The 23,824-nt window shown below is 65.4% G+C and carries 23 protein-coding genes; 14 read left to right on the top strand and 9 right to left on the bottom strand.

The genetic code is table 11. The annotated features are described in order from the left end of the window. Positions 1–40: 40 nt before the first annotated feature. The gene (locus EV580_RS21245; RefSeq protein ID WP_133693304.1) at positions 41–1,054 is read left to right on the top strand and encodes an alcohol dehydrogenase catalytic domain-containing protein; all 1,014 of its coding nucleotides are present in this window, start codon (positions 41–43) and stop codon (positions 1,052–1,054) included. Here EV580_RS21245 and EV580_RS21250 read toward each other — a convergent pair whose 3' ends face one another. Next, positions 1,055–1,456, bottom strand: coding sequence for an Rv0313 family protein (locus EV580_RS21250; RefSeq protein ID WP_133693306.1), 402 nt, complete (start codon positions 1,454–1,456; stop codon positions 1,055–1,057). Positions 1,457–1,544: 88 nt separating this feature from the next. Here EV580_RS21250 and EV580_RS21255 point away from each other — a divergent pair, with 88 nt between their 5' ends. Beyond that, positions 1,545–2,444: a hypothetical protein gene (locus EV580_RS21255; protein ID WP_133693308.1), complete on the top strand. Its 900-nt coding sequence runs from the start codon at positions 1,545–1,547 to the stop codon at positions 2,442–2,444. Here EV580_RS21255 and EV580_RS21260 read toward each other — a convergent pair. Then, positions 2,331–3,368: an NAD(P)H-dependent amine dehydrogenase family protein gene (locus EV580_RS21260; protein ID WP_133693311.1), complete on the bottom strand. Its 1,038-nt coding sequence runs from the start codon at positions 3,366–3,368 to the stop codon at positions 2,331–2,333. The genes EV580_RS21255 and EV580_RS21260 overlap by 114 nt on opposite strands. A 4-nt stretch (positions 3,369–3,372) precedes the next feature. After that, on the bottom strand, positions 3,373–4,608 hold the full coding sequence (locus tag EV580_RS21265) for a hypothetical protein (protein ID WP_133693313.1): 1,236 nt from the start codon (positions 4,606–4,608) through the stop codon (positions 3,373–3,375). A 41-nt stretch (positions 4,609–4,649) separates the two neighbouring features. On the opposite strand from EV580_RS21265, the gene EV580_RS21270 reads away from it, so the two are divergent. Together EV580_RS21270 and EV580_RS33810 are read left to right on the top strand one after the other, a co-directional pair. After that, positions 4,650–5,243 (top strand): TetR/AcrR family transcriptional regulator, encoded by a 594-nt coding sequence (locus EV580_RS21270; protein WP_133693315.1) that lies wholly within the window; start codon positions 4,650–4,652, stop codon positions 5,241–5,243. Between the two features lie 243 nt (positions 5,244–5,486). Next, positions 5,487–5,633 (top strand): hypothetical protein, encoded by a 147-nt coding sequence (locus EV580_RS33810; RefSeq protein ID WP_166654813.1) that lies wholly within the window; start codon positions 5,487–5,489, stop codon positions 5,631–5,633. A gap of 6 nt (positions 5,634–5,639) precedes the next feature. Here the strand turns inward: EV580_RS33810 and EV580_RS21275 are convergent, their stop codons facing one another. Next, complete coding sequence (locus EV580_RS21275; protein ID WP_133693317.1) at positions 5,640–6,479, bottom strand: DUF3159 domain-containing protein; 840 nt, start codon at positions 6,477–6,479, stop codon at positions 5,640–5,642. A gap of 71 nt (positions 6,480–6,550) precedes the next feature. Here EV580_RS21275 and EV580_RS21280 point away from each other — a divergent pair, with 71 nt between their 5' ends. Further along, complete coding sequence (locus tag EV580_RS21280) at positions 6,551–7,045, top strand: nuclear transport factor 2 family protein (protein ID WP_370581565.1); 495 nt, start codon at positions 6,551–6,553, stop codon at positions 7,043–7,045. Here EV580_RS21280 and EV580_RS21285 read toward each other — a convergent pair. Beyond that, on the bottom strand, positions 7,038–7,700 hold the full coding sequence (locus tag EV580_RS21285) for a L,D-transpeptidase family protein (protein ID WP_133693322.1): 663 nt from the start codon (positions 7,698–7,700) through the stop codon (positions 7,038–7,040). The two genes, EV580_RS21280 and EV580_RS21285, sit on opposite strands and share 8 nt — an antisense overlap. Positions 7,701–7,906: 206 nt before the next feature. Between EV580_RS21285 and EV580_RS21290 the strand changes: the two genes are divergently transcribed. The 4 genes from EV580_RS21290 (at position 7,907) to EV580_RS21305 (ending at position 13,247) form a co-directional block, all read left to right on the top strand. Then, positions 7,907–8,446: a hypothetical protein gene (locus EV580_RS21290; RefSeq protein ID WP_133693324.1), complete on the top strand. Its 540-nt coding sequence runs from the start codon at positions 7,907–7,909 to the stop codon at positions 8,444–8,446. A gap of 977 nt (positions 8,447–9,423) precedes the next feature. Further along, positions 9,424–10,779, top strand: a complete 1,356-nt coding sequence (locus tag EV580_RS21295) for a DUF5631 domain-containing protein (RefSeq protein ID WP_133693326.1) — start codon at positions 9,424–9,426, stop codon at positions 10,777–10,779. Beyond that, a complete protein-coding gene (locus tag EV580_RS21300; RefSeq protein WP_133693328.1) occupies positions 10,776–11,738 on the top strand; it encodes a hypothetical protein in 963 nt (320 codons plus the stop codon). Before EV580_RS21295 ends, EV580_RS21300 begins: the two co-directional genes overlap by 4 nt. Positions 11,739–11,756: 18 nt before the next feature. Next, positions 11,757–13,247, top strand: coding sequence for a bifunctional phosphatase PAP2/diacylglycerol kinase family protein (locus EV580_RS21305; protein WP_133693329.1), 1,491 nt, complete (start codon positions 11,757–11,759; stop codon positions 13,245–13,247). On the opposite strand, the gene EV580_RS21310 is transcribed toward EV580_RS21305, so the two are convergent. After that, positions 13,201–13,869 carry a phosphatase PAP2 family protein gene (locus tag EV580_RS21310; RefSeq protein WP_133693331.1) on the bottom strand — a complete coding sequence of 223 codons (669 nt, stop codon included), beginning with the start codon at positions 13,867–13,869 and terminating at the stop codon, positions 13,201–13,203. The two genes, EV580_RS21305 and EV580_RS21310, sit on opposite strands and share 47 nt — an antisense overlap. A 39-nt stretch (positions 13,870–13,908) precedes the next feature. Here EV580_RS21310 and EV580_RS21315 point away from each other — a divergent pair, with 39 nt between their 5' ends. The 3 genes from EV580_RS21315 (at position 13,909) to stf0 (ending at position 16,763) form a co-directional block, all read left to right on the top strand. Further along, on the top strand, positions 13,909–14,391 hold the full coding sequence (locus EV580_RS21315) for a hypothetical protein (RefSeq protein WP_133694113.1): 483 nt from the start codon (positions 13,909–13,911) through the stop codon (positions 14,389–14,391). A 109-nt stretch (positions 14,392–14,500) separates the two neighbouring features. Continuing rightward, on the top strand, positions 14,501–15,892 hold the full coding sequence (locus EV580_RS21320; RefSeq protein WP_133693333.1) for a sulfatase family protein: 1,392 nt from the start codon (positions 14,501–14,503) through the stop codon (positions 15,890–15,892). A 67-nt stretch (positions 15,893–15,959) separates the two neighbouring features. Next, complete coding sequence (gene stf0, locus EV580_RS21325; protein ID WP_133693335.1) at positions 15,960–16,763, top strand: trehalose 2-sulfotransferase; 804 nt, start codon at positions 15,960–15,962, stop codon at positions 16,761–16,763. On the opposite strand, the gene EV580_RS21330 is transcribed toward stf0, so the two are convergent. Further along, entirely contained in the window at positions 16,724–17,515 is a 792-nt protein-coding gene (locus EV580_RS21330) for a trans-aconitate 2-methyltransferase (protein WP_133693337.1), read from the bottom strand. The genes stf0 and EV580_RS21330 overlap by 40 nt on opposite strands. A gap of 98 nt (positions 17,516–17,613) precedes the next feature. On the opposite strand from EV580_RS21330, the gene EV580_RS21335 reads away from it, so the two are divergent. After that, a complete protein-coding gene (locus EV580_RS21335) occupies positions 17,614–19,446 on the top strand; it encodes an ArnT family glycosyltransferase (protein ID WP_353619861.1) in 1,833 nt (610 codons plus the stop codon). 56 nt (positions 19,447–19,502) lie between these two features. After that, positions 19,503–20,690, top strand: a complete 1,188-nt coding sequence (locus EV580_RS21340) for an alpha/beta hydrolase (protein WP_133693341.1) — start codon at positions 19,503–19,505, stop codon at positions 20,688–20,690. A 22-nt stretch (positions 20,691–20,712) separates the two neighbouring features. Here the strand turns inward: EV580_RS21340 and EV580_RS21345 are convergent, their stop codons facing one another. Both EV580_RS21345 and EV580_RS21350 read right to left on the bottom strand, forming a co-directional pair. Then, positions 20,713–22,929 carry a hypothetical protein gene (locus EV580_RS21345; protein ID WP_133693343.1) on the bottom strand — a complete coding sequence of 739 codons (2,217 nt, stop codon included), beginning with the start codon at positions 22,927–22,929 and terminating at the stop codon, positions 20,713–20,715. Positions 22,930–23,512: 583 nt separating this feature from the next. Then, the gene (locus tag EV580_RS21350) at positions 23,513–23,764 is read right to left on the bottom strand and encodes a hypothetical protein (RefSeq protein WP_133693345.1); all 252 of its coding nucleotides are present in this window, start codon (positions 23,762–23,764) and stop codon (positions 23,513–23,515) included. Between the last annotated feature and the right edge of the window lie 60 nt (positions 23,765–23,824).

The following is a 23,824-nucleotide window of genomic DNA, read 5'->3' on the forward strand; positions in this document are numbered from 1 at the left end:
TGAGTTAATGTCAGCAGACCCAGCCCGACCGAGGAGAGCGATGCCCACCCACCGCGCCGTACACGTGAAATCAGCAGGCGGACCGTTGGAACTGGCGGAGGTGGACACCAACTCGCCGCCGCCGGACCACGTGCGTATCGCCGTCAACGCCTGCGGGGTGTGCGGCACCGATCATGCGTTCGTCAGCGGCGCCTTCCCGAACTTGACCTGGCCCATCACCCCGGGGCACGAGATCGCCGGGACCATCGCCGAATTGGGTTCTGGTGTGGACGGATTCACGGTCGGTGACCGGGTGGCGGTCGGCTGGTTCGGCGGCAACTGCAACAAGTGTCTGCCCTGTCGCAAGGGCCAGTTCATGCAGTGCGTGAATCTCGAGGTGCCCAGCTGGAATTACCCGGGTGGCTACGCGGAGTCGGTGATCGTGCCACGTACCGCGCTGGCCCGGATTCCCGACGAGCTGTCATTCGCCGAGGCCGCCCCGATGGGATGCGCTGGCGTGACGACCTACAACGCGCTACGCCACACGCGCGCGGTCGCCGGGGATCGGGTTGCGGTCCTGGGCATCGGCGGGCTCGGCCATCTGGGCATTCAGTGGGCCCGCGCGATGGGGTTCGAAACCATCGCGATCGCTCGCGGCGCGGCCAAGGAGAAAGACGCCAAGGAGTTGGGTGCCCACCACTACGTGGACTCGACGGCCGAAGACGTCGGCGCGGCACTGCAAGCGCTCGGCGGCGCACAGGTGGTGCTGGCGACCGCGGCCAACTCCGCGGCGATGGCGGCCACGGTTCCCGGGCTGGCACCCCAGGGCGAGCTGGTGATCATCGGCGCCACGTTCGATCCGCTGCCGATCACCCCGGGCGATCTGTTGTTCGGCAATTTCAGCGTGGTCGGCCATCCGTCCGGCACCTCGGCCGATGTGGAGGACACCCTGCATTTCGCGGTGCAGTCCGGCGTGCGGGCGCGCATCCAGGAGCTGCCGCTGGCCGAGGCCGCCGAGGCCTACGCCGCGATGGACGAGGGCCGTGCGCGCTACCGGATGGTCCTGACGGTCTAGCTACTCGGCCTCGTCGGCCTTCTCATCGGCAATGGTCGGAGCGTCGAGGACGCTGACGTCGATGCCGTAGGGCAGGAATCGCACGCTGCGATTGGCGTCGGTGTTGTGCTTGTTGGCGCGCAGCGCGTCGAGTTCGCTGTGGTAGACCTGCTCGACATGCGCCTTGCCGTCGGCGTCGGTGGTGTAGATGGCCCACACACCGTCACCGGCCTCGCCCGCGGTCTCCGGTTCCGTACGGGGCCGCGACCTGCGGGTGAACTCGTCGAACAGCACGCCGAAGCCGGCGTTGCTCCCCGAGTTGTTCAGGAACTGCCCGAACGCGTCGCGAAGGCCTTCGCTGGCCTGGCGCACGACGCGATCGATATCGTCGGGATCGAACCCGAACGGTCCGTTGTTCTCCATAGCTGCCAGTGTGCGCGTGTTCGCGCCCTGAGTCGACAAAGTTGAACTTCGCGACGAGCGAAACCGTGTCCGAACTATGTCTGCTTCCGTGCGAACCCGTTTCCTCAGCAGCTCGGCGGCCACCGCGATCGTGGCGCTCTCGATTGCTCCACTGGCGCCGCCGGTCGAAGCCCGCATCGCCACAGTCACTGCGCCGGACATCGAATTGGCCGCCGCTCCGATCGGCGCGATACCGCTGGCGTTCCTGCGAAATCAGCTGACGTTCTGCAGTCTGATCTGCCCCTTCATCGTGCAGGGTGCGGTGACGGTGCCGATCGGCGTGGCCGAGGCGCCCGGCACATTCCTCCAAACCTTGTTCCAGACCGGCAATCTCGCGGGGTCGCTCGGCGCGGCAGCCTCAGCAGTCACACTCCCGGCCGACGCGGCCGCCGAGGGCATCATCGGCAACGATCTGAATCTTGTTCTGCCCAAGGCGCAAAACACCCTCGAGGTCGCGGTCGTGCAGTTGATGGATGTGTTCTCCGGTCAGACGACACCCGGCGCGGCGCGCAACACGATCCTGGCCGCGCTCGACCAACCGCCCGGCGTGCCGACGGTTCCGGTTGGGGCACATGGTCTCCTGCAGGTCGCCACCGTCGAGGCCATCAACGTCGTCTCCGCGGTGGCGTTCCAGGCGTTCGAGACGGGGCTGTTGGGTGTGGTGCAGGCCGCGAACGCGACGGCCACCACCCTGGCGAGCACGCACAGTGTGCGGGCGGCGATCGTGGCGGGGATGGACTCAGCGCGCACGACGCTGAATACGGCACGCAATCAGGTGAGCACGGCGGTGACCACCGCGATCACCAACATCAGAGCCGCTGCGGGACACCCTGTTTCAACGGCGGTAAAGGCTCAGCGGCAGGTCGGCCATGGTGACAAAGCCGGCAGCGGCGTTGCACACCGCCCCAATGGCGTTCACAGCCTGCATCGCGGTCGCCACGCTGGCTGAGCGGACGTGCTCGGCCAGCGGAACGTCGCGGCGAAAACTGGCCAGTGTCATCAGATGAGCCTGCATCGAGGGTGTGCCTTCGATGGTGACGGTCCAGCCGTGCTGGGGTGTGGGCCAGTGCTTGGGCTGGGGTTCACCTACGGTCCAGAGGGTTTCGACGGCCACGACCTCCTGGCCGTTGCGCAGTCCCGACCATCGCCAGTGTTGACCGGCGACGGTACCGGCGCGCAAGATGCGCCCGCAGACGTCGCGATCGGCGCTGGCCGGGATCACCTCCAGATCGGTGATGACCTCGTCGACACAGAGCCCTAGTGCGTCTCCGAGCAGCCAAACTTGTTCTTGGAAAAGCTGACTCGTGAACCGTAAGCCGTCGGTCTGGGCATTGACGGTGTCGAGCGGGCTGCCGAACTTCATCTGGTCGAAGGTGATCTCGACACTGTCGTAGACCGACCAGTCGGCGCGCTCCTGCACCGTGACGTGCTCGATGCTCCGGGACAGTCCGGTCAGCGCTATCGGGACGACGACGCCGAGGTTGCCCGGGTTCAGACCGGTGCCGTGCAGAGAACTGTTGCCTTGTATGCAGGCCTGCTGCAAACGATCACGGTCGGGCGGTACCATCCGGGCGGGGTGGAACGCGAACGCCGTGGTGATCAGGTTGGCCCCGGACGCCAGGATCGCGACGGCATCGTCGACCGACGGATGGCGTGGGGCGTAGAGCACAGCGTCGACGCCGGCGGTGTCGACATCGTTGGCGGCGGCGACGCCGGTCGGGTCACGCCCGGCCAAGACACCGGCGTCGATGCCGACCTTGTCGTCGGAATAGACCTTGACTCCGACCAATTCCAGGTCCGGATGGTCGAGGATGCCGCGAATCGCCTCGACACCCACCGCCCCGGTGCCCCATTGCACGACCCGGTGGGCCATCGGGCTACACCACCGTAAGCGGTAGCGAACGCCGCTCTTGGAACTCGAACGTGACGCCCTGGCTGAACTTGGTGACCTCCACCTCGGGCGAGTCCTTGGCGGCGGTGGCGGTCTTCTCGAACTCGGCCGTCCAGTCGTCGCCGGTTCCGGACAGCCGCACCGCGATATGCGGGTCGATCGCAGTTGCGATGGCCTGCAACGGTGCTGGAGATGCCGGTGAGCACAGCGACACCCACGACGCATCGCGATGCGACGGTGAGGGATGCACGTGCAGCCGGCCGCCTTCGACCTCGGCGACCACATAGCCCGCGGGGTTGAACAGCGGGTGCAGCTCGATGACTTTGGCCAGGCCGTCAAAGTCGTTGGGCAGCTTGAGGGCTCGCTGAATGCGCTCGGCCGCTACCCCGGCGATGCCGATGAGCTGCTTGGTGCAGATATCGGTGGCCAGTTCGATGTTGTCGCCGGCGCGGGCCCGCACCGCGATCCCGAACGACAGGTTCAGCAGGTGCATCTGCAGCACCACTTCGTCGGCGATGCGTACCAGGGCGGAGTGCGAGAAGGCCCCGAAATCGACATCGGAGAGCAGCGCGCCCGAATAGTCCGCCTGGCCTTCATCGTTCGGATCGATGGGTGCCAGTTCCCAATTGGCCGCGTTGGTCTTGGCCACGATGTCCAGTGCCGGGATGCTGCTCACCTCGGGGTAGGACTCGTCGATGATGACGGTCCACGCGCAGTGCGGCATGCGATCGGCGGGCGTGCGCGGCGGGCGGTGGATGGGCCGCACCTGCGCCTTGGCGTTGGTGGCCACGGCGGTGGCGTCGAAGGTGGGGTCCTCGATGTCGTGGCACATGCCTTTGACGTAGTCGGGGCCCATCGGCTCGACGTCGAGCAGGGCGCCGCAGTGATCGAGGTGGAATTCGCCGTGCCAGCGGTCGTGGACGGTGTAGCGGAAGTCCATGAACTGCGGTGGGGCGCCGATGTCGAGCTGCAGGCCCTTGAAGATGGTGATGATGTCGACGCCCTCGTACTTGAGGGCCTTCTGCATGCGCTTGGTGTAGAGCGGGCTGGACCCGGCCCACTCCTCGATGGCGATCTGCAGCATTTCGGGGCGCCCGAACGACTGAATGCACCAGGCCATGCCGGAGCGGTCGATCATCTGCCCGATCAGGAGCAATTCGGGGACGAGGACGGCAAGTTCTTCCCTGGACAACTGGGCGTAGCGGCTGAGGGGCTGGCTCATAACGCGAAACATAGTCGGGTCAATGTTATAAAGTCAACGATGTGAAGGCGCTCGGCACTCCTCCCACGCGACAAACCCAGGCGCCGCGCAAGCGCGGCGATGACACCCGGGCGATGATCATCGGCGAGACGGTCCGCTGCGTGGTCGAAGAGGGGTTTCCGGCAGCGACCGCCAAGCACGTCGCCGAGCGGGCCGGGGTCACCTGGGGCGTGATCCAGTACCACTTCGGTGACCGCGACGGTCTGCTGATGGCCGTCGTCGACGAGGGTGTGGCTGGACTGCTGAAGAGTCTCGGCGAGGTTGACGTCGCCGATCTGGGGTTACGAGAACGGATCGAGGTCGTCGTCGACACCGCGTTCCGCTGCTACAGCAGCCCAACATCGTTGGCGGCGTTCGAGATTCTGCGCGCGACCCGAGGCACCCACGGCGACAGCGCCAAACGGCATCTGCTGGAGATCAACACCGCAATCAACGAACTCGGACGACTGATCTCCGATGACCCTGTTGTGGCAGAGGTGATTTGGTCGTCGCTGCGCGGCATGGTGCTTGTCGAGATGATCGTCAACTCGCATCTCGAATGGCAGCGGGAGCGTCAGCTATTGGTCGACATGGTCACCAAGTACCTGCAGGGCTGAGCCCCAAAGTAGTCAGCGAACTCCGTCACCCCCGCCGGGCGGTGGTGTCCGTCGTCACACCTCTGTCGACAGACGAGCTGGGAAAACGTTGTGCTGTAGCCAATCTCACATGGCAGAAGTTGATTTACACGAAATTAACAAGAACGATCAAGGGGTTCCTCTGACAGGCGATCCCTGATCGAGGAACGTCTAAACAGCAAATACGCCCCTGCAGAACCAGGGGTCATCAAGGAGTTGAGAACAATGTCGTCGATTGCGAAGTTCCGCAACGATATGAAGCGGTCCATGACGCGTCGTCGTCTCTACGCACGGATCAACGCGCTGCCGCCGTCAACGGTTCGCGAGGAGCTCGTTGCCATCGCCCAGCGCTACGAAGACGACCTTCGCTAAGGTCCTTCACTTCGTTTCTTCCTGTTCCGGGAACAACTTTCGCATCACTGCGCCGGCCACGACGCCGACGACGATGAGCGCGATGCCGATGCCCGCGGAGAACGAATCGCTGACCCAGCCGGCGATACCGATACCGATGACGAAGCCGGGCAGCCAGTCCAACAACTTGCCGAATGACGGCGGGTCGTCGACTGATTCGCCCGCTGCGGCAAGGAATTTCGCTCGCGCGTAGTCGGGATAGAACTCGGTGATCGCGACGGCGACCAACGTGACGGCGAGCTGGACGATCCAGCCGGTCCAGAAGTTGTCGCCGTCGTGCAGCACCGCGTCGCCGAATGAGCCGACAAGGGTGTTGATCAAGAACGCACCGGCCCACACCGAGCTCAAGATGTAGTTGACCCGGACGAACAGTGGACTGTTCCAGTGTTCGGGGTCGACGGTGTCGCGGGCGTAGGAGATGGTGAACGGACGCCGGATCACGATGGTGGCCAACGCGTAGGCGGCCAGGGATCCATTGGTGATCTCGCCGGCCCACAGCTCCAGCCAGCTGATGAGAGTCGGCGAGCCTAGGATGCCCAGGCCGACGAAGATCGCGAACACCACCGCGCCGAAGACTTCGAGGGAATGCACCTTGATGCCGCGCCGGCTGCCCGCCCACATCACGATGAGGGTCAACGCCAGTGCAGCGGCGGCGGCCTGCCCGAAGCGGCCGGGCCCGGACATGATCGCCATCAGAATCCAGGGCGCGATGCCCGAGAACGGCGACCGCAGGAAGCTGTCGATGAAGTTGGACTGCTGGACGGTGGCGTCGGGCCTACTGGTGTCGGGCTGATCCGGTCCAGACATCGGCGACTCCTGACGGTTGGCTACCCCCGGGCTGGGAACATTGTCACCGGGACAACTCTCCCCGTCGACACATTCGGTGTGCTGCAATGACCGACATGGCTGATGTGGAAGCGATCGAAGCGATCAAACAGGTGAAGTACCGCTATCTGCGGGCACTGGACACCAAGCATTGGGACGATTTCGCCGACACCCTGACCGAGGACATCGTCGGTGACTACGGGTCGTCGCTCGGCGAGGAGCATCACTTCACCAACCGCAAGGATCTGGTGGCGTTCATGGCCAAGTCGATGCCGGCCGGCGTGCTGACCGAGCATCGGGTCACGCATCCGGAGATCAGCGTGGACGGCGATGAGGCCGAGGCCATCTGGTACCTGCAGGACCGGGTGATCGTGCCGGAGTTCAATTTCGTGCTGGAGGGCGCGGCGTTCTACCGCGACCGCTACCGCAAGACGGCCGACGGCTGGAAGATCAGCAAGACCGGCTACGACCGGACCTACGAGATCACGATGTCTACGGAGGCGCTGAACTTCAAGGCGACCGCGGGCGCGGCGATCGCCACTACTTAGCGACGGCGATCAGCGCACCGGGCTGCAGCCAGCGCATGATCTTGACCAAGGTGTCGTCGTCGAGCGAGACGCAGCCCGCGGTCGGTCCGCCGTCGGTGGTGTGGACGAAGAAGGCGCCGCCGTTGCCGGGCACGCGCGCCTTGTTCACACCCATCACGATGGCGTGGGCGTACTGCGGGATGTAGAGGTTCTCGGTGCCGCTGGCCGGGTTGGTGTCGAACGCGCAGTCGGCTTTCTTGCAAACCTGCATGGTGTTGTAGGTCGGGCTCTTCATGTCGCCGTCCCACCAGTAGTCCGGGGTCACCTGGACGTACTGAAGGCCACCGCCGGGGTTGGGCTTGGTGCCGAAGGCGAAGTCGAGGGTGAAGATGCCCATCGGCGTTTTCGATTCGCCGTCGTGGGACTGCGGGACCATGCCGTTGGCGCCGACGTGTGTGGGGACGCCGACGAGGACGGGCTGCCAGCCGTTGGCGCCGCGCTGCCAGACGTCCATCTTGGCGGTGGCACCGCCGGTGCTGACGACGGAGAGGACCTGGGTGGCGTTGCCGACGTTGGCCTGAAACCACGGGGTTTCGGCGTGGCTGGGCGGGGCTGAGGACAGCGCAAGAGCCGCCGCGGTGAAGGCAGCAGACAGCGAAACGGCGACTCGACGCATCGATTCATGGTGTCTGGGAGGTCGCTGAGGGGTCAAGTCAAGGTTCGGTGACGGTCGGGTCTGGGCCAGCTAACGATGTGTGCGCGGTTTGCTGGGTTTTCGACGGTCCCGCATGCGCCTGAACTGGGTGTACTGGCTGGTCGGAGTGGGTATTGCGGATGTTGGTGAATAGCGCTCCGGCAAACGCAAAGGATACGATTTCGACCATGTCGCAAGGACCGTACGGACCCGCGCCTTCAGGACCAGCCCAGTGGCCGGCACCTTCCCCTTCACGCGGGCCGTCGAAGCTGCCGGCCATCGTCGCCATCGTCATCGCGGTGATCGCTGTTGCGGTGGCGATTGGCGCGTGGTTCCGGCCGGCGCCGAAGCCCGAGACCCCGGCGGCCAAGACCTATAGCGAGCAGCAAGTAGCGGACGCGAAGAAGGCTGTCTGCGACGCGTATGGCAGAACCGATCGCGCGCTTAACGCCACGGGCAAGAAAAACGGAGGGGATGACCCCACGGGAGTCATCGCCGTTGCCGTCAACGTCCGCCTGGCATTGAGCGAGAGCAGCAGTTTTCTCTTGCGCACAATTGATGCCAATCCAGCAACGCCCGAAGACCTTCGAGGGCAGGTCATAGCGGCTGCGAACGCGTTCCAGAACATCGCGATCGACCAGCTCGGCGAAGCATCGCAAGCAGAACTCGATCCCTTTCTTAAGCAGGCGGATTCGTCCGACGCCGCAATAAAACAGGCGTGCAAATGAGTGATTTGCCTCCTGGTGAATGGTCGGAACTGCTCGTCGGCCATCAATGGCCGAGCGTGGCTTCGCTCACGACCCTTGCATCGGCAGGGCTCAATCGCGGGACCATCAGCACTGAATTCGACAGTTACGCAGACGTTCTGCAATCAATCCGGACCGGTCCGCTGGCACAGCAAGAAGGTGTGACAGCCGACGACACTCGAGATGCGTTCCAGGCTGGCGAAACGTCGGCCCGAGCGGTTTCGGAGAAGAATGGCGTCAATCAGCACTCCTACGACGCGGCGCATCGATCGACTCAATACCTTCGGACACAATTGAGTGAGATTGCGCAGCATGGCAACTCAGCAATTCACGACATCCAGCAGTCGAAAGACCCTGCTCCGATCAAGCTGGGAAAAATCGTCCACGCCGTAATGGACGCGCAGACGCAAGCAAATAGCCGTGCTGCCAGCTGCAGCGACCGTATTTTTGGCGATATCCAACAGGTGCTTGATAGCCAGGGTTCAGGCCAGAGCGCACATCAATTCGCAAAGAGCAACGGCGTAGACCTTGACCAGGCGTTTCGGTCACCGAATGAGGCATCTGTCCGCCAACAAGTTAGCGCCCTACTGGGTAAGTCTGATGGAGCAACGTCGGGCCTCCCGGGCAGCAGTGCAGACGCAATGTCGGGCGGCGACTCGACTCAAGGAGGACCCGGACAATCCGCCGGTGGGGCGCAAGGCGGCCCGACAAGCGGAGGAATGTCCACGCTGCTTAACACCGGCAAGACTTCGCCGATTGACTCCCCGGGCGAAGTCGGAGCAGGTCCTGTGCAGCCGACCAAGGCGCCGTTCGGCGTTGTTCACACCGGCAACTCAGGGCCGGTGCAGGGCCCGGCCGCGGATTCGGGGCCTTCCCAAAACGTCTCAGCGAATGCGCACGTGGGCTCTACATCGCCAGCAATCTCCGCAGACTCCTCACCTGGTGCATCCCAAACTGCAATGCCCTCGACGGTCGCAGGTGGCGGCGGAAGTGGAGGCATCGCCGCTCCTGGCGCCACCGGCACGGGCGGCCCCAATCTCAGCATGCCGCAGTCCTCCTCTCTCCCCTCGACCTCAGCCCCCACCAACGCACTCTCTCCCGAAGGCTTCGCCCAGAACTTCAACTCTGGCGCTCAGGCAGGCGGCCCGATGTCGTCTGGCGCAGAAGGACTTTCGAATACCGCCGCGCACGCGATGCAGCCGCAGGCCCCGATCCACCCCGAGAGCTTGGCAGCACCGCCGGCGTACACCACGCCGTCAGCTGGAGCGCCGCTCTTCGAAAATGCCCACGCCACAACGACTTACGATGCCGCCCCTGCGCCAGCCGCACCAGCGGCCGACACCACTCAGACCTACATGGCCGCACCCGCCGCCCAAGCGCCCGTCATGCCGTCGACCGCCGCAGCAGCACCCGCCGGCCCCCTGCCCGCCTACGGCGCCGACCTCCGCCCGGCCGCCGCCGCCACCGCACCCGCGGCCCCGCCCCCCGTGTCCTCGGCGGCAGCCCCCGCATCGGCACCCGTGCACCCGTCGAGCGGCACTCAGCTCGGCCAGCCCGCCGTCGTCCGCCAAGCACCCACCGCCCCGGGCACCTCAGTCCAAGCTCCCACCGGCATCACCGAAAGCGCCTTGGCGGCAACCGCTACCGGCGCTGTGGCCGGCGCTGGGGCCGCACTGACCCAGGAGCAGCAGCGCCTGCAGCGCCTCCTCGACGCCGTCGCCCGTCAAGAACCAAAGCTGCGCTGGGCCATCGGCGACCGCGAGGACGGCAACACCGCGCTGGTCACCGACCTCGCGAGCGGCTGGATCCCCCCGAACATCGAAATCCCCACCGGCGTCAAGCTGCTGAAGCCGCGTCTGCGAAGCCGGACCCTGGTAGGGCTGCTCGGCGAGACCACCTTGACCGCCACGTACACCCCCGGCGAATACCTCCCGCCCGTCGAGGACACCGAACCCACACAGATGTCCATCCGGGCCCGCGACATCGACGAGGTCGACGAACTCGGCTGGGAACTCGCCCAAGCCACCAAATGGCGCGACGGGTTGCCGCGCCTGGCCCACACCCTGGCCAAGGCCGCATCGACCGGCACCGGTTATCTGGACTCCGAAGTCGAGCTGCTGCGCGAGAACCTCGCCGCCGTCGCCAGCCAGGTTCTGGGTGACTACCCCGATCATGTCGACGCGGCTAAGGTCGGCAACTGGCAGCTCCTGGCGACCATCGACGCCCTGATCAAGAACGAAAAGACCGCTGCCAACTACCACTTCGCGTGGTTTCAGGCCTTGAGCCTGGCCCTGAAGGGAGAGGTGCACCCATGAGCGGTGGTGGAGCAGGACAGCTCAGCGCGAGCGCGGGCGCTTATCTCGCAGCCCAGGGCGGAAACCTGCCGCCGCCACCCATCACCTCCGATCCTCTCGTCGCCGGGATGACTCCCATCGAGCAACTGCTTCGCGTGCTTGGGCTGTCCGCCAATCTCGGTGACCCCAAAGACAACACCGAGAGCATCGAAGAGCACGCCAAGCGCGACTCCAAGACCGCCGACGCCGCAGCCAAGTTCCCCGCGCAGGACGAGCAAGCCGATGCCCAAATGAAAGGTGTTGCCGGACAGGGCGCCGATCAGATGGCGCAGCAGCTCCCGCAGATGGCCTCCCAGCTCGCCGGCGCTCTGGCCGGTGCGATGGGCGGCGCGCTGCAACCCTTGGCCCAGATTCCCCAGCAGCTCGCCCAGGGTGCCCAGCAGGCGATGCAGGCCGGCATGGGCATGATGCAGCAGGCCGGCGGCGCATCAGCCGAGCTCGACAAGGCCAGCCTCACCGACCCGCTCGGTGAATTCGGGGAAACACCAGGCGAATCCGGCGCTGGCGGAGGGTCCGCAGGCGGAGGTGGTGGCGGCCTCGGCGGCACCACGCCGACCGCGATGCTCGGCCCACCCCCGGTTCCGTCGGCGGGCACGTCGCCCTCGGCCGCCAACACCGCAGTGCCGCCACCGCGGATGGCCGCGCCGGCGCCGATGACGACCGGCGGTATGGGCGGTATGCCCATGATTCCGCCGGGCGCGATGCACGGCGCGGGCGGGTCGGAGAAGGACGCCAAGGCCGACACCAAGCGAGTGTCCGTCCCGTCGGTGAAGAACGGCGCACCCGTTCAAGGCCGGATCACCACACCGCCGCCGCAGCCTCAGGTCACCAAGGCGGACGGTAAGCCCGTCGCCACCCGGCGCATCATCGTGCCGAACAGCAAAGCCGACGAGGAGCCAGCTCGCGATCCCAAGTCCTGATCCGGCTACGTTGGATTGATGAGATCGCGAAGCTTGCTGGAAGGTCGGGGCATCCGTCAGATCACCGGCGGACTGGGGACCCTGGACCGCGAGGTGTTCGAGGCCGTCGCCGAATCACCGACCCCGCTGTTGGACAGGGCGATGCCCGTCCTGACCCGGGCCGCCGACCATTCCAAGCTGTGGTTCGCCATCGCGGCCGCACTGACCGCGACCGGATCGCCGTCAGCGCGCCGAGGCGCCGGCCGTGGTGTGGTCACCCTCGCAGTCACCAGCCTGGTCACCAACCAGGTCGCCAAGCGCGTGTGGAAGCGTCAACGACCCAACACCACCCTGGTGCCCCTGATGCGACGGGCCCGCAGAATGCCCACGTCCAGCTCGCTGCCCTCCGGTCATTCGGCCAGTGCGGCCGCCTTCGCCGTCGGCGTCGGCCTGGAGAGCCCGCCGCTGGGCCTGGGCCTGGCGCTGCTCGCCGGCCTGGTCGGCCTGTCTCGGGTCGCCACCGGCGCGCACTACCCCGGCGACGTGTTCGCCGGCTTCGGCATCGGCGCCGCGATCGCGGTGCTCGGTGGGCGACTGGTTCCACCGATCGTGCCGGCGAAATTGCCCACCACCGAGCCACTCCGCGTAGACACCCCGGAACGCCCCGAGGGCCAAGGCGTCGTCCTGGTCATCAACCCGGCCTCGGGCAGCGGGACCGGCACCCGGGTGATCGACGAGGTCCGCGCGAAGCTCCCCAAGGCCGAGATCGTCGAACTCGGCGAAGACGACGATCCCGAAACCGTGCTGCGTGAAGCGGCCCAGCGCGCCGAAGTGCTCGGCGTGGGCGGCGGCGACGGGACGGTGGCCTGCGCGGCGTCGATCGCGGTATCCGCGGGCTTGCCGCTGGCTGTCTTCCCCGCCGGGACGTTCAACCACTTCGCCAAGGACATCGGCTGCGACACTGTCGATCGCACCGTGACCGCCATCCGCACCGGCACTGTGTCATGTGTGGACCTGGTCTGCCTCAACGAGGACCAGATGGTCATCAACACCGCCAGCATCGGCGCCTACCCCGCGTTCGTACGCACCCGGGAAAAGCTCGAACACAAGATCGGCAAGCCGCTGGCCGGCCTGTACGCGATGATGCACACGCTCCGCAAAGAGAAGCCCGTACGGATCCGCTACGACAACAAGACGCTGCAGACCTCCCTGTTCTTCTTAGGCAATTCCGTTTATCTCCCAACGGGATTCGCGCCGGCACGGCGCACCCGCATGGACGACGGGCTGATCGACGTCCGCATCCTGGAAACCGGTAAGCGGCTGAGTAAGGTGCGCATTCTGACCGCAATCCTGCTGGGGCGTCTGGTCCGAAGCCCGCTCTACCACGAGATGCAGGTGCCGGAGTTCTCGTTCGAAGCGGTCGACGGGCCGACGCCGCTGGCCCGCGACGGTGAGGTCGGTGACACCTACGACCGCGTGACCTTCACCTCGAAGTATCGGGCGCTGCCGGTCTTTCGGCCGCTGGCCTGAGACCACGCGGCGGCGCCAGCCGCACCCACACCAGGTAGTAGAGGTAGCCGAGCGCCCACCCCGCCAGGACGTCGGACGGGTGATGGACATTGAGCACCACCCGCGCCGAACCGACCAGCACGATCAGCACACCACCCAGAATCGCCAGAACCGTGCGCCACCGGGGAGCCAGGACGGGCCAGAACACGGTGAGCAGTGCCAGCACACCGACCATCACGCCCAGTGCGTGCCCGGATGGAAACGATGTCGACGCACCGTAGACCAGGGCCATCGCCGGGCGCGGACGGCCCGCGATGGACTTGGCGACCTCGGTGACAATCCCCATCAACCCGATGGTGACAAACAGAAACACCGCCGTCGCGGTATTGCGACGAACCAGCGCCACGACGAACAGCACCAACGCGACCACCCGAAAACCGTTCGGCCCGAACACGGTGCAGAACACCGCCCAGAACGACACCCACCCGGGGCGGCTGGCCCCGATGTTGTGGAAGGTCTGCAGCAGGTCGGTGTCGACGGTGTCCAGCCACGCCCAGTTCTGGGCATAGCCGATCCACATCGTCGCGTAGACGATCACCGCGGCGACGACAGAGGCGATCAACCAGGATTTTCTCGAGTGCATCCCTTCTTCAGTACCACGAGATCTGGCACGATCTTCGGCGTGGCCATATTCCTGCGCAGGTTGTTCGGCATCGGCAAACTTCCGCGCGAGATGCGCGAGCAGTTCGAAGGCGAGGGCATCATCTACCTCGCCGACTACGTTCCGGTGACGCGCCGCTTCACCGGAAAGGTGCCCGGGCACCGCGCGAGCGGCGCCATCGCGAGCTACGTGGGGTCCGTAGTGTTCACCTCGCAACGCGCGGTGGCTACCCTGTCGAGTGTGCCCAAGGTGGCCGGTCGCGCCATGGATGTGCAGTGGAAAGATACGCAGCAAGGCGCTGTGACAGCGGAAATCAGCAGTAGTGGAATCACTTTGGAGGTCGACATCGCCACCGTCGACCCCCAGTTCAGCGGGCAGCTTTCTCTGACGTACAAGGTGGACATTCCCGAGGACGTCCTGACCCGGCTGCCTACCAGGCAGCTCGCCTTCAACGTCCCGCCCGAATACGTGTACCGCGCAGTGGGTGTGCCGCACAATCCGTGACGCGCGCAAGATTCCCGCAGTTGATAACCCTTGCGCGGGACGCCGGATGTCGGCACGGTCACTCGGCGGGGCAAGCTAGACCCCAACGATCCGAAACGGAGGCGCCTGCGTGAGCCAGCCGAGCCGCGACAACCTGCTGATCGTCCACTGGCATGACCTGGGCAGATGCCTGGGTGCCTACGGATTTCCCGGGGTGTCGAGCCCGCGCCTGGACCAGTTGGCCGCCGAGGGAATCGTGTTCACCCGCTCCCACGCCACCGCCCCGCTGTGCTCCCCCTCGCGCGGCTCGCTGTTCACCGGCCGCTATCCGCACAGCAACGGCTTGGTCGGTCTGGCCCATCACGGCTTCGAGTACCGTGCCGGGGTACGCACGCTGCCGCACATCCTGCACGAGCATGGTTGGTATTCAGCACTTTTCGGCATGCAGCACGAGACGTCGTTCCCAGCCAGGCTGGGCTACGACGAGTTCGACGTATCCAACTCCTACTGCGAGTACGTCGTCGAACGGGCGCAGGAGTGGCTGACCGAGAGCGCGCCGATCGACTCACACACTCCCTTCCTGCTGACCGCGGGCTTCTTCGAAACGCACCGGCCCTACCCCCGCGAGCGCTACGAGCCCGCCGACACCGCGGACGTCGACGTGCCCGACTTCCTGCCCGACACCCCAGAAGTGCGCGGTGACCTGGCCGAGTTCTACGGTTCGATCGCCGTCGCGGACGCCGCGGTGGGCCGATTGCTCGACACCCTCTCTGACACCGGCCTCGACAACGACACCTGGGTGGTCTTCCTCACCGACCACGGCCCCGCGTTCCCGCGCGCCAAATCCACCCTGTACGACGCCGGAACCGGTATCGCGACGATCATCCGTCCACCGCGGCGCCTGGCGAGCACGCCACTGGTCTACGACCAATTGTTCAGCGGTGTAGACCTACTGCCGACCCTGCTGGAACTTCTCGGCATCACTCCCGGCGCCGACATCGAAGGCCTGTCACATGCGGGCAATCTGCTTGCCCGGCAGGGTAATACGATCGAAGTGCGCGATCACGTCTACACCGAGAAGACCTACCACGACTCTTACGATCCGATCCGGGCGATCCGAACCAAGAAGCACAGCTATATCGAGAACTACGCCCACCGCCCGCTGCTCGACCTGCCGCTGGACATCGAAGAAAGCCCGTCCGGCCAAGCCGTCGAGCCGTTCATCAACGGGCCGCGCCCGGCGCGTGAGTTGTACGACCTGGAGGCCGACCCGACGGAGTCCACCAACCTGCTGGAGACCGACGACACCGCAGAGGCCGAGAAAATCGCTGAGGCGCTGGCGATCCGGCTCGACGAGTGGCGTCAGCAGACCGGTGACGTCATGCCCTCCGAGTTCGTCGGAACGCGGATCGCCGCACGCTACACCGAAACCTATTTCAAGATAAACGGGTTGACGCTGACCAGCCGGTCGGCCATCGCCGCCGAACGTGGACTCGACGACGAAGTTGGCTCGCAGCAATAGTTTTCATCACGCGGAGTTAATGTTTCTGACTTCGGCGTGGACGGTCGACTGCCATTAGGCTCACCGCATGCCCGATCAGCCAACCGCCTATCTCGTGCTCGCGTCCCAGCGCAGCGGTAGCACTCTGCTGGTCGAGTCGTTGCGCGCCACCGGCGTTGCCGGTGAGCCGCAGGAGTTCTTCCAGTACCTGCCGACCACCAGCATGTCGCCACAGCCCAAGGAGTGGTTCGCCGACGCAGACGACGAGTCGATCCAGCGACTTCTTGATCCGCTGATCGAAGGCAAGCCGGATCTGGCGCCCGCGGAGATCTGGCGGGACTACATCCGCACGGTCGGGCGCACCCCCAACGGCATCTGGGGCGGCAAGCTCATGTGGAACCAGACGTCGCTGTTGCTCAGCCGGGCCAAAGATCTGCCCGAACGGTCGGGGTCGGGCCTGCTGTCAGCGATCCGCGATGTCGTGGGCAGCGACCCGGTGCTGATCCACGTCTACCGCCCCGACGTGGTGTCGCAGGCGGTGTCGTTCTGGCGTGCTGTCCAGACCCGGGTGTGGCGCGGCCGGCCCGATCCGGTGCGCGACGCGCGGGCCGAATACCACGCCGGCGCGATCGCCCACGTGGTGCAGATGTTGCGTGCGCAGGAGGAGGGATGGCGCAGCTGGTTCGTCGAAGAGGACGTCCACCCGATCGACGTCCCCTATCCGGTGTTGTGGCGCAACCTGACTGACGTCGTCGCCCAAGTCCTCGAGGCACTCGGCGAAGATCCGCGGCTGGCACCCGCGCCGGTCCTGGAACGCCAGGCCGACCAGCGCTCCGATGAATGGGTCGACCGTTACCGGGCCGAAGCGGAACGCGAAGGACTGCCCACCTGAGCGACGACGAAGATCCGGCGGAATGGGAAGTACGTGCGGCCGTCGGGCCGCATCGGGTACGCCTCGTCCAAGAGTGGGATCAGCTCGGCGCGGAACTGCTGCCACTGATCGTCGGTCAACTGATCGCGCACCGGTGTGAGCGCGGTGCCGGTGATCCAGTTCAGTACCGCGTTGTCTCCGCTGAGTTCGTGGAGGTAGGTCGTTTCCCAAGCGTCGACGCTACAACCAGCGGCGGTGAGCAGCTCGGCGTACCGCATCGGCGCCTCGACCACGTTGGCATCCCGGAATCGAAAGTGGCCCAGCACCTTTGACCAATGCTCTTGGTCGGCCAGCCACCGGATGGCCGCGTGCGACGGTGCGTCGAAGTTGCCGGGAACCTGAACGGCGATCCAGGCACCCTGCTCCAGTAGGGCCGCCCAGCGCACCATCAGCTCGGCATGTCCGGGAATCCATTGCAGCGCGGCATTACTGAACACCACGTCGGTGCCGGGTCGCGGATTCCACGCGGCGATGTCCCCGAGTTCGGCGTCGATCCCCCGTTCACGGGCGGCCGCGACCATCTCCGGTGAGCTGTCCACCGCTTCCAGTACGGCATCCGGCCAGCGCTGGGAGAGGTGTTCGGTGAGATTGCCGGGCCCGCAGCCCAGGTCGGCCACCCGCCGCGGCGACTGCGCTCCGACACGTCCGAGCAGATCGAAGAACGGCCGCCCACGCTGATCGGCGAAGGCGAGGTACGTCTGCGGATTCCACATGCCGCCACTTCACCACATCCGGGTCGATCATGAAATCCACAGTGATTTCCCAGCTGCGGCGACATCGGCCCGCCAGCAGCGTCGTGCACCGTGGTGCGGTGACCGCCACCGCCGACCGCGCCGACGTCCTCGGCGTGCGCGCGCCCGGCGCCGCGCCGCGGCGCGGCTCACGGTGGCCGGCTGTCGCCCTGACCTGCCTGCTGATCGTCACCGCTGCGCTCTACCTCTGGAATCTGCCGATCAACGGCTACGGCAACGCGTTCTACGCGGCGGCGGCCGAGTCCGGCGCCAAGAGCTGGTCCGCGTGGTTCTTCGGCTCACTGGACCCCAACAACTTCATCACCGTCGACAAGCCGCCGGCCGCGCTGTGGGTGACCGGGCTGTCGGTCCGCCTGTTCGGGATGAACAGTTGGGCCGTCTTGGTGCCGCAGGCGCTGATGGGCGTCGCCGCGGTTGCCGTCCTCTACGCCACCGTCCGCCGCACGGTGGCCAACCCCACTCGCGGAGCAATCGCCGGTCTGATCGCCGGCACCGTCCTGGCCCTGACACCCGCGGCCACCTTGATGTTCCGCTACAACAATCCTGACGCGCTGCTGGTGCTGCTCATGGTGGCGGCGGCCTACTTCTTGATGCGGGCGGTCACCGGCGGCTCGTGGCGATGGCTCGCTCTGGTGGGTGTCGCACTGGGCTTGGCGTTCCTCACCAAAATGCTGGCCGGGCTGATGGTTCTACCCGCGTTCGGCCTCGCGTATCTGCTGTTCGCGCCGGTGAATTGGTGGCGACGTCTGTTGCATCTGCTCGGAGCCGCTGTCGCACTGGTCATCTCGGCGGGATGGTGGGTGGTGATCGTCCAATTGTGGCCCGCGAGTTCGCGCCCCTACATTGGCGGCTCGACAGACAACAACGTGCTCAATCTTGCGTTGGGATACAACGGCATCGACCGCATATCTGGTGGTGGTAACGCTATCTCGCACGGACACCCCAGCGGCTGGACCACCCACGCCGGAGTGCTGCGAATCCTCTCCGCGGAGATGGGTTATGAGGTGTCGTGGCTGCTGCCCGCGGTCGTCGTCGCGATCGTGGCCGCCGTGTACCTTGCGCTGCGCCGCAGACTCACCCGGATCGAAGCGGCCGGCTTCACCACGTGGACAGTGTGGTTCATCGTCTGCACAGTGGTGTTCAGCTACATGACCGGCATGGTCCACCCGTACTACACGATTGCCCTGGCGCCCTCGGCCGGCGCACTGATCGGCCTGGCCGCCGTGCTGAGCAGGTGGGCGGCGATGGCCATGGTGGTGGCCGCCGCGGCGTGGGGCATCGTCTTGCTGCACCGGGCTGGGTTGGGCCCGGTGTGGTCCCGCTGGGTCATCGGCGCCGCCGCGGTGACAGCCATCGCGCTGCTCGTCGCGGCGCTGACGAAGTGGCCCCGTCTGGCGCCCCTCGCACTGGCGGTATCGCTGTTCGCGAGCCTCTGTGGGACGGCGATGTTTTCGGTCGCAACCGCCGCCACCCCACACAACGGCTCGATTCCGAATGCGGCCCACACCGCCGATGTCTGGCCGACGGTCGGGTCGCATTTCGCGAAGACGATGATGATGGGCGCCAGTTCCGACAATGTCGACCCCCATTTGGCGGCGTTGCTCAGCTCCACTCGAACCACGTGGTCAGCGGCCACGTCGGGATCGCAGGCCGCCGCCTCACTGGAGATCGCATCCGGCACCGCCGTCATGGCGATCGGGGGATGGAGCAGCGACCCGGTGCCCACCTTGGCAGAGTTCGTCGATGCCGTACACGCACGCAAAATCACTTATTACATCGAGAGCGGGCGGATGCGCAGCCACGACCGTAATGGCGGGGAGATCGCCGACTGGGTACAGCAGCATTACCAACCGGTGAAGGTAGGCGGGGCGACGGTATTTCGCCTGTTGTGAGACGCCTGTCCAGTTAACATCCGGGGTAGAGATATCGACCCCGAAAGGCCGCGACAATGACGTCGAACGTCGACCTGCCCATCCCCGTACCCGATGTGCCGGGTGCCGACGCCGGTTATGAGGGTCTGCCCGACCGCTCCGACCTGACCGCAGTTCAGCGGCTGATTGTGGATTCGTCGGCCGTCGCCGACATCGGTCTGCGCACGGCGATCGCCTCTCTGGTCGGGGCCTCGATGCTGCCGACAGTCGCGAAGAGCATCGTCCGCCGCTCGGACCTGCAACGTGAACGCAGCAACCTCGAGTTCTACGCCGAGCTCGCCGCGCGCCAGGACCCGGCGGCGTCGTTTCCCGCGCCCACGGTGCTGCCTGCGGTGTCGACGCGCCCGGCGAACCCGGTCGCCCAGTACATCGCGCGCGGCAATGTCCAGAACATGCGGTTCGAGAGCAGCTTCGAACCGGTCAACCCGAAAATGCGCAAGCAATGGAAACAGTTGGAGCGCAACAACATCGTGTGGGCACAGCACTGGCGCCACGACGACGGCCCGCGCCCGACCCTGTGCGTGATCCACGGTTTCATGGGTTCGCCGTATCTGTTCAACGGGCTGTTCTTTTCGCTGCCATGGTTCTACCGCACCGGGTACGACGTCTTGCTCTACACGCTGCCGTTCCACGGCCGCCGCGCCGAAAAGGGTTCTCCGTTCAGCGGTTACGGCTTCTTCTCCCAGGGCATGGCCGGTTTCGCCGAGACGATGGCTCAGGCCGTGCACGACTTCCGTTCCGTCATGGACTGGTTGCGCGATACCGGAGTGGACCGCATCGCACTCACCGGAATGTCGTTGGGCGGCTACACCTCAGCGCTGGTCGCCTCGGCCGACGATCGGCTCGAAGCTGTGATCCCGAACGTCCCGGTGGTCACCCCCGAGCGGACGTTCGACGAATGGTGGCCGGCCAACAAGCTGATCGAACTCGGCCGGACCTTCGGCACCATCAGCCGCGACGACTCCGCCGCCGCGTCGGCGTACCACTGCGCACTGAACTACGCGCCGTTGGTGCCGCGGGATCGCCGCCTGATCATCACCGGCCTCGGCGACCGGTTGGCCCCGCCCGAGCAATCGGAAGCGCTGTGGGAACACTGGGATCGCTGTGCGCTGCACTGGTTCCCGGGCAATCACATCCTGCACGTGAGCCAGCCGGAGTATCTGCGTCGCATCAATCGGTTCCTGCGGCCGTTCATGTGGGACTAGACCGGCCGCGGGAAGCGTCTCGTCAGGTTCGCGGGGCTCCGGGGTAGTCATCGAGGCTGACGACGGGACCCATCGCAGCCAGGCCGGATGGATTCTCGATCCATTGGTTCCTGACCAGCGTCGTGCTGTTCGGTAGAAAGATGGTGAAGTCACCGTAGGTGCGCAGGAACGCGTCGCCGTACGACGCCGTGCCGGTGGTTTGCGGCGCCAAGTTCTGCTTGACCGTGGTGGTTTCGGACGCCTTCTCCTGGACGGATCCGGTGTACAGCGCGGTGGCCTCCACCTCAATCTGCTGTCCGACAAAGAGATTCGACTTCTCTTTGATCTTGAGCCCGCCACCGGCCGACCAGCTCTCGGTCTCGGACTCGGAGGTGATGATGGTGTAGGTGAACGCGTTCACCTGCGTGCCGGGGTTGTAGTTCTGGTCATACGGCAGACCGACCTGTTGGGTGTAGTAACTCTGGCCGGTCACGTCGGCACTGCACGAACCGGGCGTCGCACCAGAGCTGGTGTAATAGCACGCCGCGTCGACCGCGGCCGAAGCAAGGTTGACATCCGTCGTGAGATCGAAGGTGGTCGGGCTGGGCTGGATGATGTACATGACCTCGGCGGAGTTCGGTTCATCCTCGCCGCCGTCCATGCAGGCCGAATTCCCGCACTGCACTGCTGAACTGCCGTCCTTGTAGTTCTTCAGAGTCGCGGTACTTTGCGTCGTGGCTCCTCCGTCGTTGCGCTGCCAGGTCACATACGCCTCTTGATTGCCGTAGGAGGCGTAGTCCACTTCGATGCGGACCATCTGGAAGGGCTGAAGCACGTATCCGGACGCTGGGGAGTCGTCTTCTTCGATCTCACCGGTGATCGAAATCAGCTTCTGCGGGTAGGGCGTCAAGTTGACGACCTCGAATCCGCGGGTCGACAGCTGCCGCGGTTGACCGGTGCTCAGCACTTCGGGCAGGCTCAGAATCGCCCGCGTCTCGTCCCGGACGAATTTGCGCAACACCGACCCGAGCGACCGCTGGGCCGCTGGGGTGGAAACGGGAGCTGCAATATCGTGCGGAGTCGGGGCGGGGACCGTCGTCTTGGTGGTGGTCGGCGGAACCGGAGTCGAGGTCGAGTTGGGCGTAGGATCAGGCCCTGTTCCGATCGGGTAGTCAACGGTTATCCAGGTCGGACCGGCGATCGGATTCCCTGACGCGTCCACGCCACCAACGGGTACGGGGCTGACATACTCGAGACCCGGAATGTTGATGGTGACGTTCTTGTCGGTCAGCGTCATGTCGACGAAGTCATGATATTCGTTGTACGACAACTGGATCTGGCCGTAGGACCCGGGCGGGATGTTCACCGTCGCACTCTTCCTGGTGAGGACGCTGCTGCTCCATGTGTGCCCGTACTTCTGTTGGATCACCGCGTTGATCTCGGTCTCGAAATTTATCGGTCCCAGGGTGAACTTGACCGAACCGCCGACGGCGATTTTCAGATTCTCTTCTACGCCGCTGGTCTTGACGACCTCGTGGCCAACCTCGTAGGAGTTGCTCGAAGTCTCCGATCCGTAGTTGAACACGGTGTTGCCGACACTCTTCGGCAGGGTCTCCACCACCTGCTGGCCGACCGCTTCCAGGGTGCAACTGCCGCGGTTCTCGCACAGCGCCGTGGCGACAATTGCCTGGCCAACTCCGTCAGTGGCGTCAATGGTGATTTCGCTGCCCGCCTTGGGCAGGAAGAGCACTGTCTGGGACACTTCGGCCGTAGAGGGGCCGGTGATCGGCGTCGGATTCGTGAAGACGTCCGTCTGCAGGTTGCTGTTCGAGGGCGTCGCGGTGGCGCCCTGGAAGTTGACATAGACCGAGACCTGAGTCGACCCGTCCGACCATGTCATCGTGGCGCGGCTGGGCGTGTCCTCATCCTGGTTCTTATAGAAGCCCATCTCCACCTGGCGCCCGTTCTCGAGGACATAGTTCACCTGGGGCCCGAAAGCCAGTGGGTCGTTCGTCGAGATGGCCGTGAGTGTGAGCGACCGGCCGGTGACATTGAGAAAGGTGGTCTGTACCTGGGGCTGCGGGACGGGAATGTCACTGCTGGACACGCAAACCGAATCCACGCATGATCCTGGGAACTGCTCTTCGCGACTGCCGGGGACCACGCCGAATTCTGCCAACAATGTCCTGACCGGTGCCAGCAGCGTGACGATGACGGCGTCGATGCGACGGCCGACGGTACCGAAGCTGGGAGTTCTCACGGCCGCAACTTCGAGCCGCGCGCTGCGGGCGGCCGCGTCCGTGGTGTCGCCAAGTTCGCGCCGGGCCGCGGCGGCAAGGAGCCAATTTGCCGGATTATCAACCGTTTTCGTAGCTGGGATAGCCAACGAACTCAGCACTGAGGTCACGTCTGCGGCGACACGCGCGATGGCACGTGACATGACCGGGGGTGTGGGCAGCGGACTAGAGATCATCGAGGTGGTCGGGGTCACCGTCGATCCGCGGGGTTTCGACTTGACCGGTCCGCTCTGCGGCTTCTTGGGAGACCCAGTCGATTTCGACTGCACCGCATCGGCTTTCGCTCGCCCCCCGCCGCCGGTCGAGGCCGCGCCTGTCGACGACACATTGCCTTCCGACGACGAGTCGGCACTTGCAATCGCCGTGGGACCGCTAGCGAGTGCCACGCCCAGGCCAAACGCGACAGTTGCAGCCGCAGCGCGTGTGTTGAGCATTGATGGATTCATTGAGCCCTCCGGCGGTAGCGGTGTGTGCGCTGGACTATGTGCGGCAGCCACTCACTACTATCAAGCCGGTTAGATTTAACGCTGCAGTTAATTCTACTGTTCAGCCGAAGATCGCGGACTGTTCCACTGACGTCCACCGATCACTTTGCCCCACAAAGGAAATGCGGGAGGTGCCACCGCCGTTGCCCGTGACGTCGCATCGTCGAGCAAGGCTCGTTGAGACGCCGTCAAGCGTGCCAGGGCCATAGCTGTTCAGGTTGGCGACAACCGGGTCGACCGGCGTTACCGCTCCTGTCTCGGCCAGAAGCCTCACCGCGATGACGCCGACGCTGCTGCCGCGATCGTGAGTCACGATCCGATGGTTCTCCAGCTGCCGCCAGCGAAGCTCTGTCCCGCCGTCCCGCCGCTGCGG

Origin of the sequence: Mycobacterium sp. BK086, assembly GCA_004362315.1 — a bacterium.
In the GTDB taxonomy this organism is placed as follows: domain Bacteria; phylum Actinomycetota; class Actinomycetes; order Mycobacteriales; family Mycobacteriaceae; genus Mycobacterium.

Coding starts and splice junctions, on each gene's coding strand:
- EV580_RS21245 (WP_133693304.1), top strand. CDS start 41: ATGCCCACCCACCGCGCCGTACACGTGAAATCAGCAGGCGGACCGTTG.
- EV580_RS21250 (WP_133693306.1), bottom strand. CDS start 1,456: ATGGAGAACAACGGACCGTTCGGGTTCGATCCCGACGATATCGATCGC.
- EV580_RS21260 (WP_133693311.1), bottom strand. CDS start 3,368: ATGGCCCACCGGGTCGTGCAATGGGGCACCGGGGCGGTGGGTGTCGAG.
- EV580_RS21265 (WP_133693313.1), bottom strand. CDS start 4,608: ATGAGCCAGCCCCTCAGCCGCTACGCCCAGTTGTCCAGGGAAGAACTT.
- EV580_RS33810 (WP_166654813.1), top strand. CDS start 5,487: ATGTCGTCGATTGCGAAGTTCCGCAACGATATGAAGCGGTCCATGACG.
- EV580_RS21275 (WP_133693317.1), bottom strand. CDS start 6,479: ATGTCTGGACCGGATCAGCCCGACACCAGTAGGCCCGACGCCACCGTC.
- EV580_RS21285 (WP_133693322.1), bottom strand. CDS start 7,700: ATGCGTCGAGTCGCCGTTTCGCTGTCTGCTGCCTTCACCGCGGCGGCT.
- EV580_RS21290 (WP_133693324.1), top strand. CDS start 7,907: ATGTCGCAAGGACCGTACGGACCCGCGCCTTCAGGACCAGCCCAGTGG.
- EV580_RS21295 (WP_133693326.1), top strand. CDS start 9,424: ATGCCCTCGACGGTCGCAGGTGGCGGCGGAAGTGGAGGCATCGCCGCT.
- EV580_RS21300 (WP_133693328.1), top strand. CDS start 10,776: ATGAGCGGTGGTGGAGCAGGACAGCTCAGCGCGAGCGCGGGCGCTTAT.
- EV580_RS21305 (WP_133693329.1), top strand. CDS start 11,757: ATGAGATCGCGAAGCTTGCTGGAAGGTCGGGGCATCCGTCAGATCACC.
- EV580_RS21310 (WP_133693331.1), bottom strand. CDS start 13,869: ATGCACTCGAGAAAATCCTGGTTGATCGCCTCTGTCGTCGCCGCGGTG.
- stf0 (WP_133693335.1), top strand. CDS start 15,960: ATGCCCGATCAGCCAACCGCCTATCTCGTGCTCGCGTCCCAGCGCAGC.
- EV580_RS21330 (WP_133693337.1), bottom strand. CDS start 17,515: ATGTGGAATCCGCAGACGTACCTCGCCTTCGCCGATCAGCGTGGGCGG.
- EV580_RS21340 (WP_133693341.1), top strand. CDS start 19,503: ATGACGTCGAACGTCGACCTGCCCATCCCCGTACCCGATGTGCCGGGT.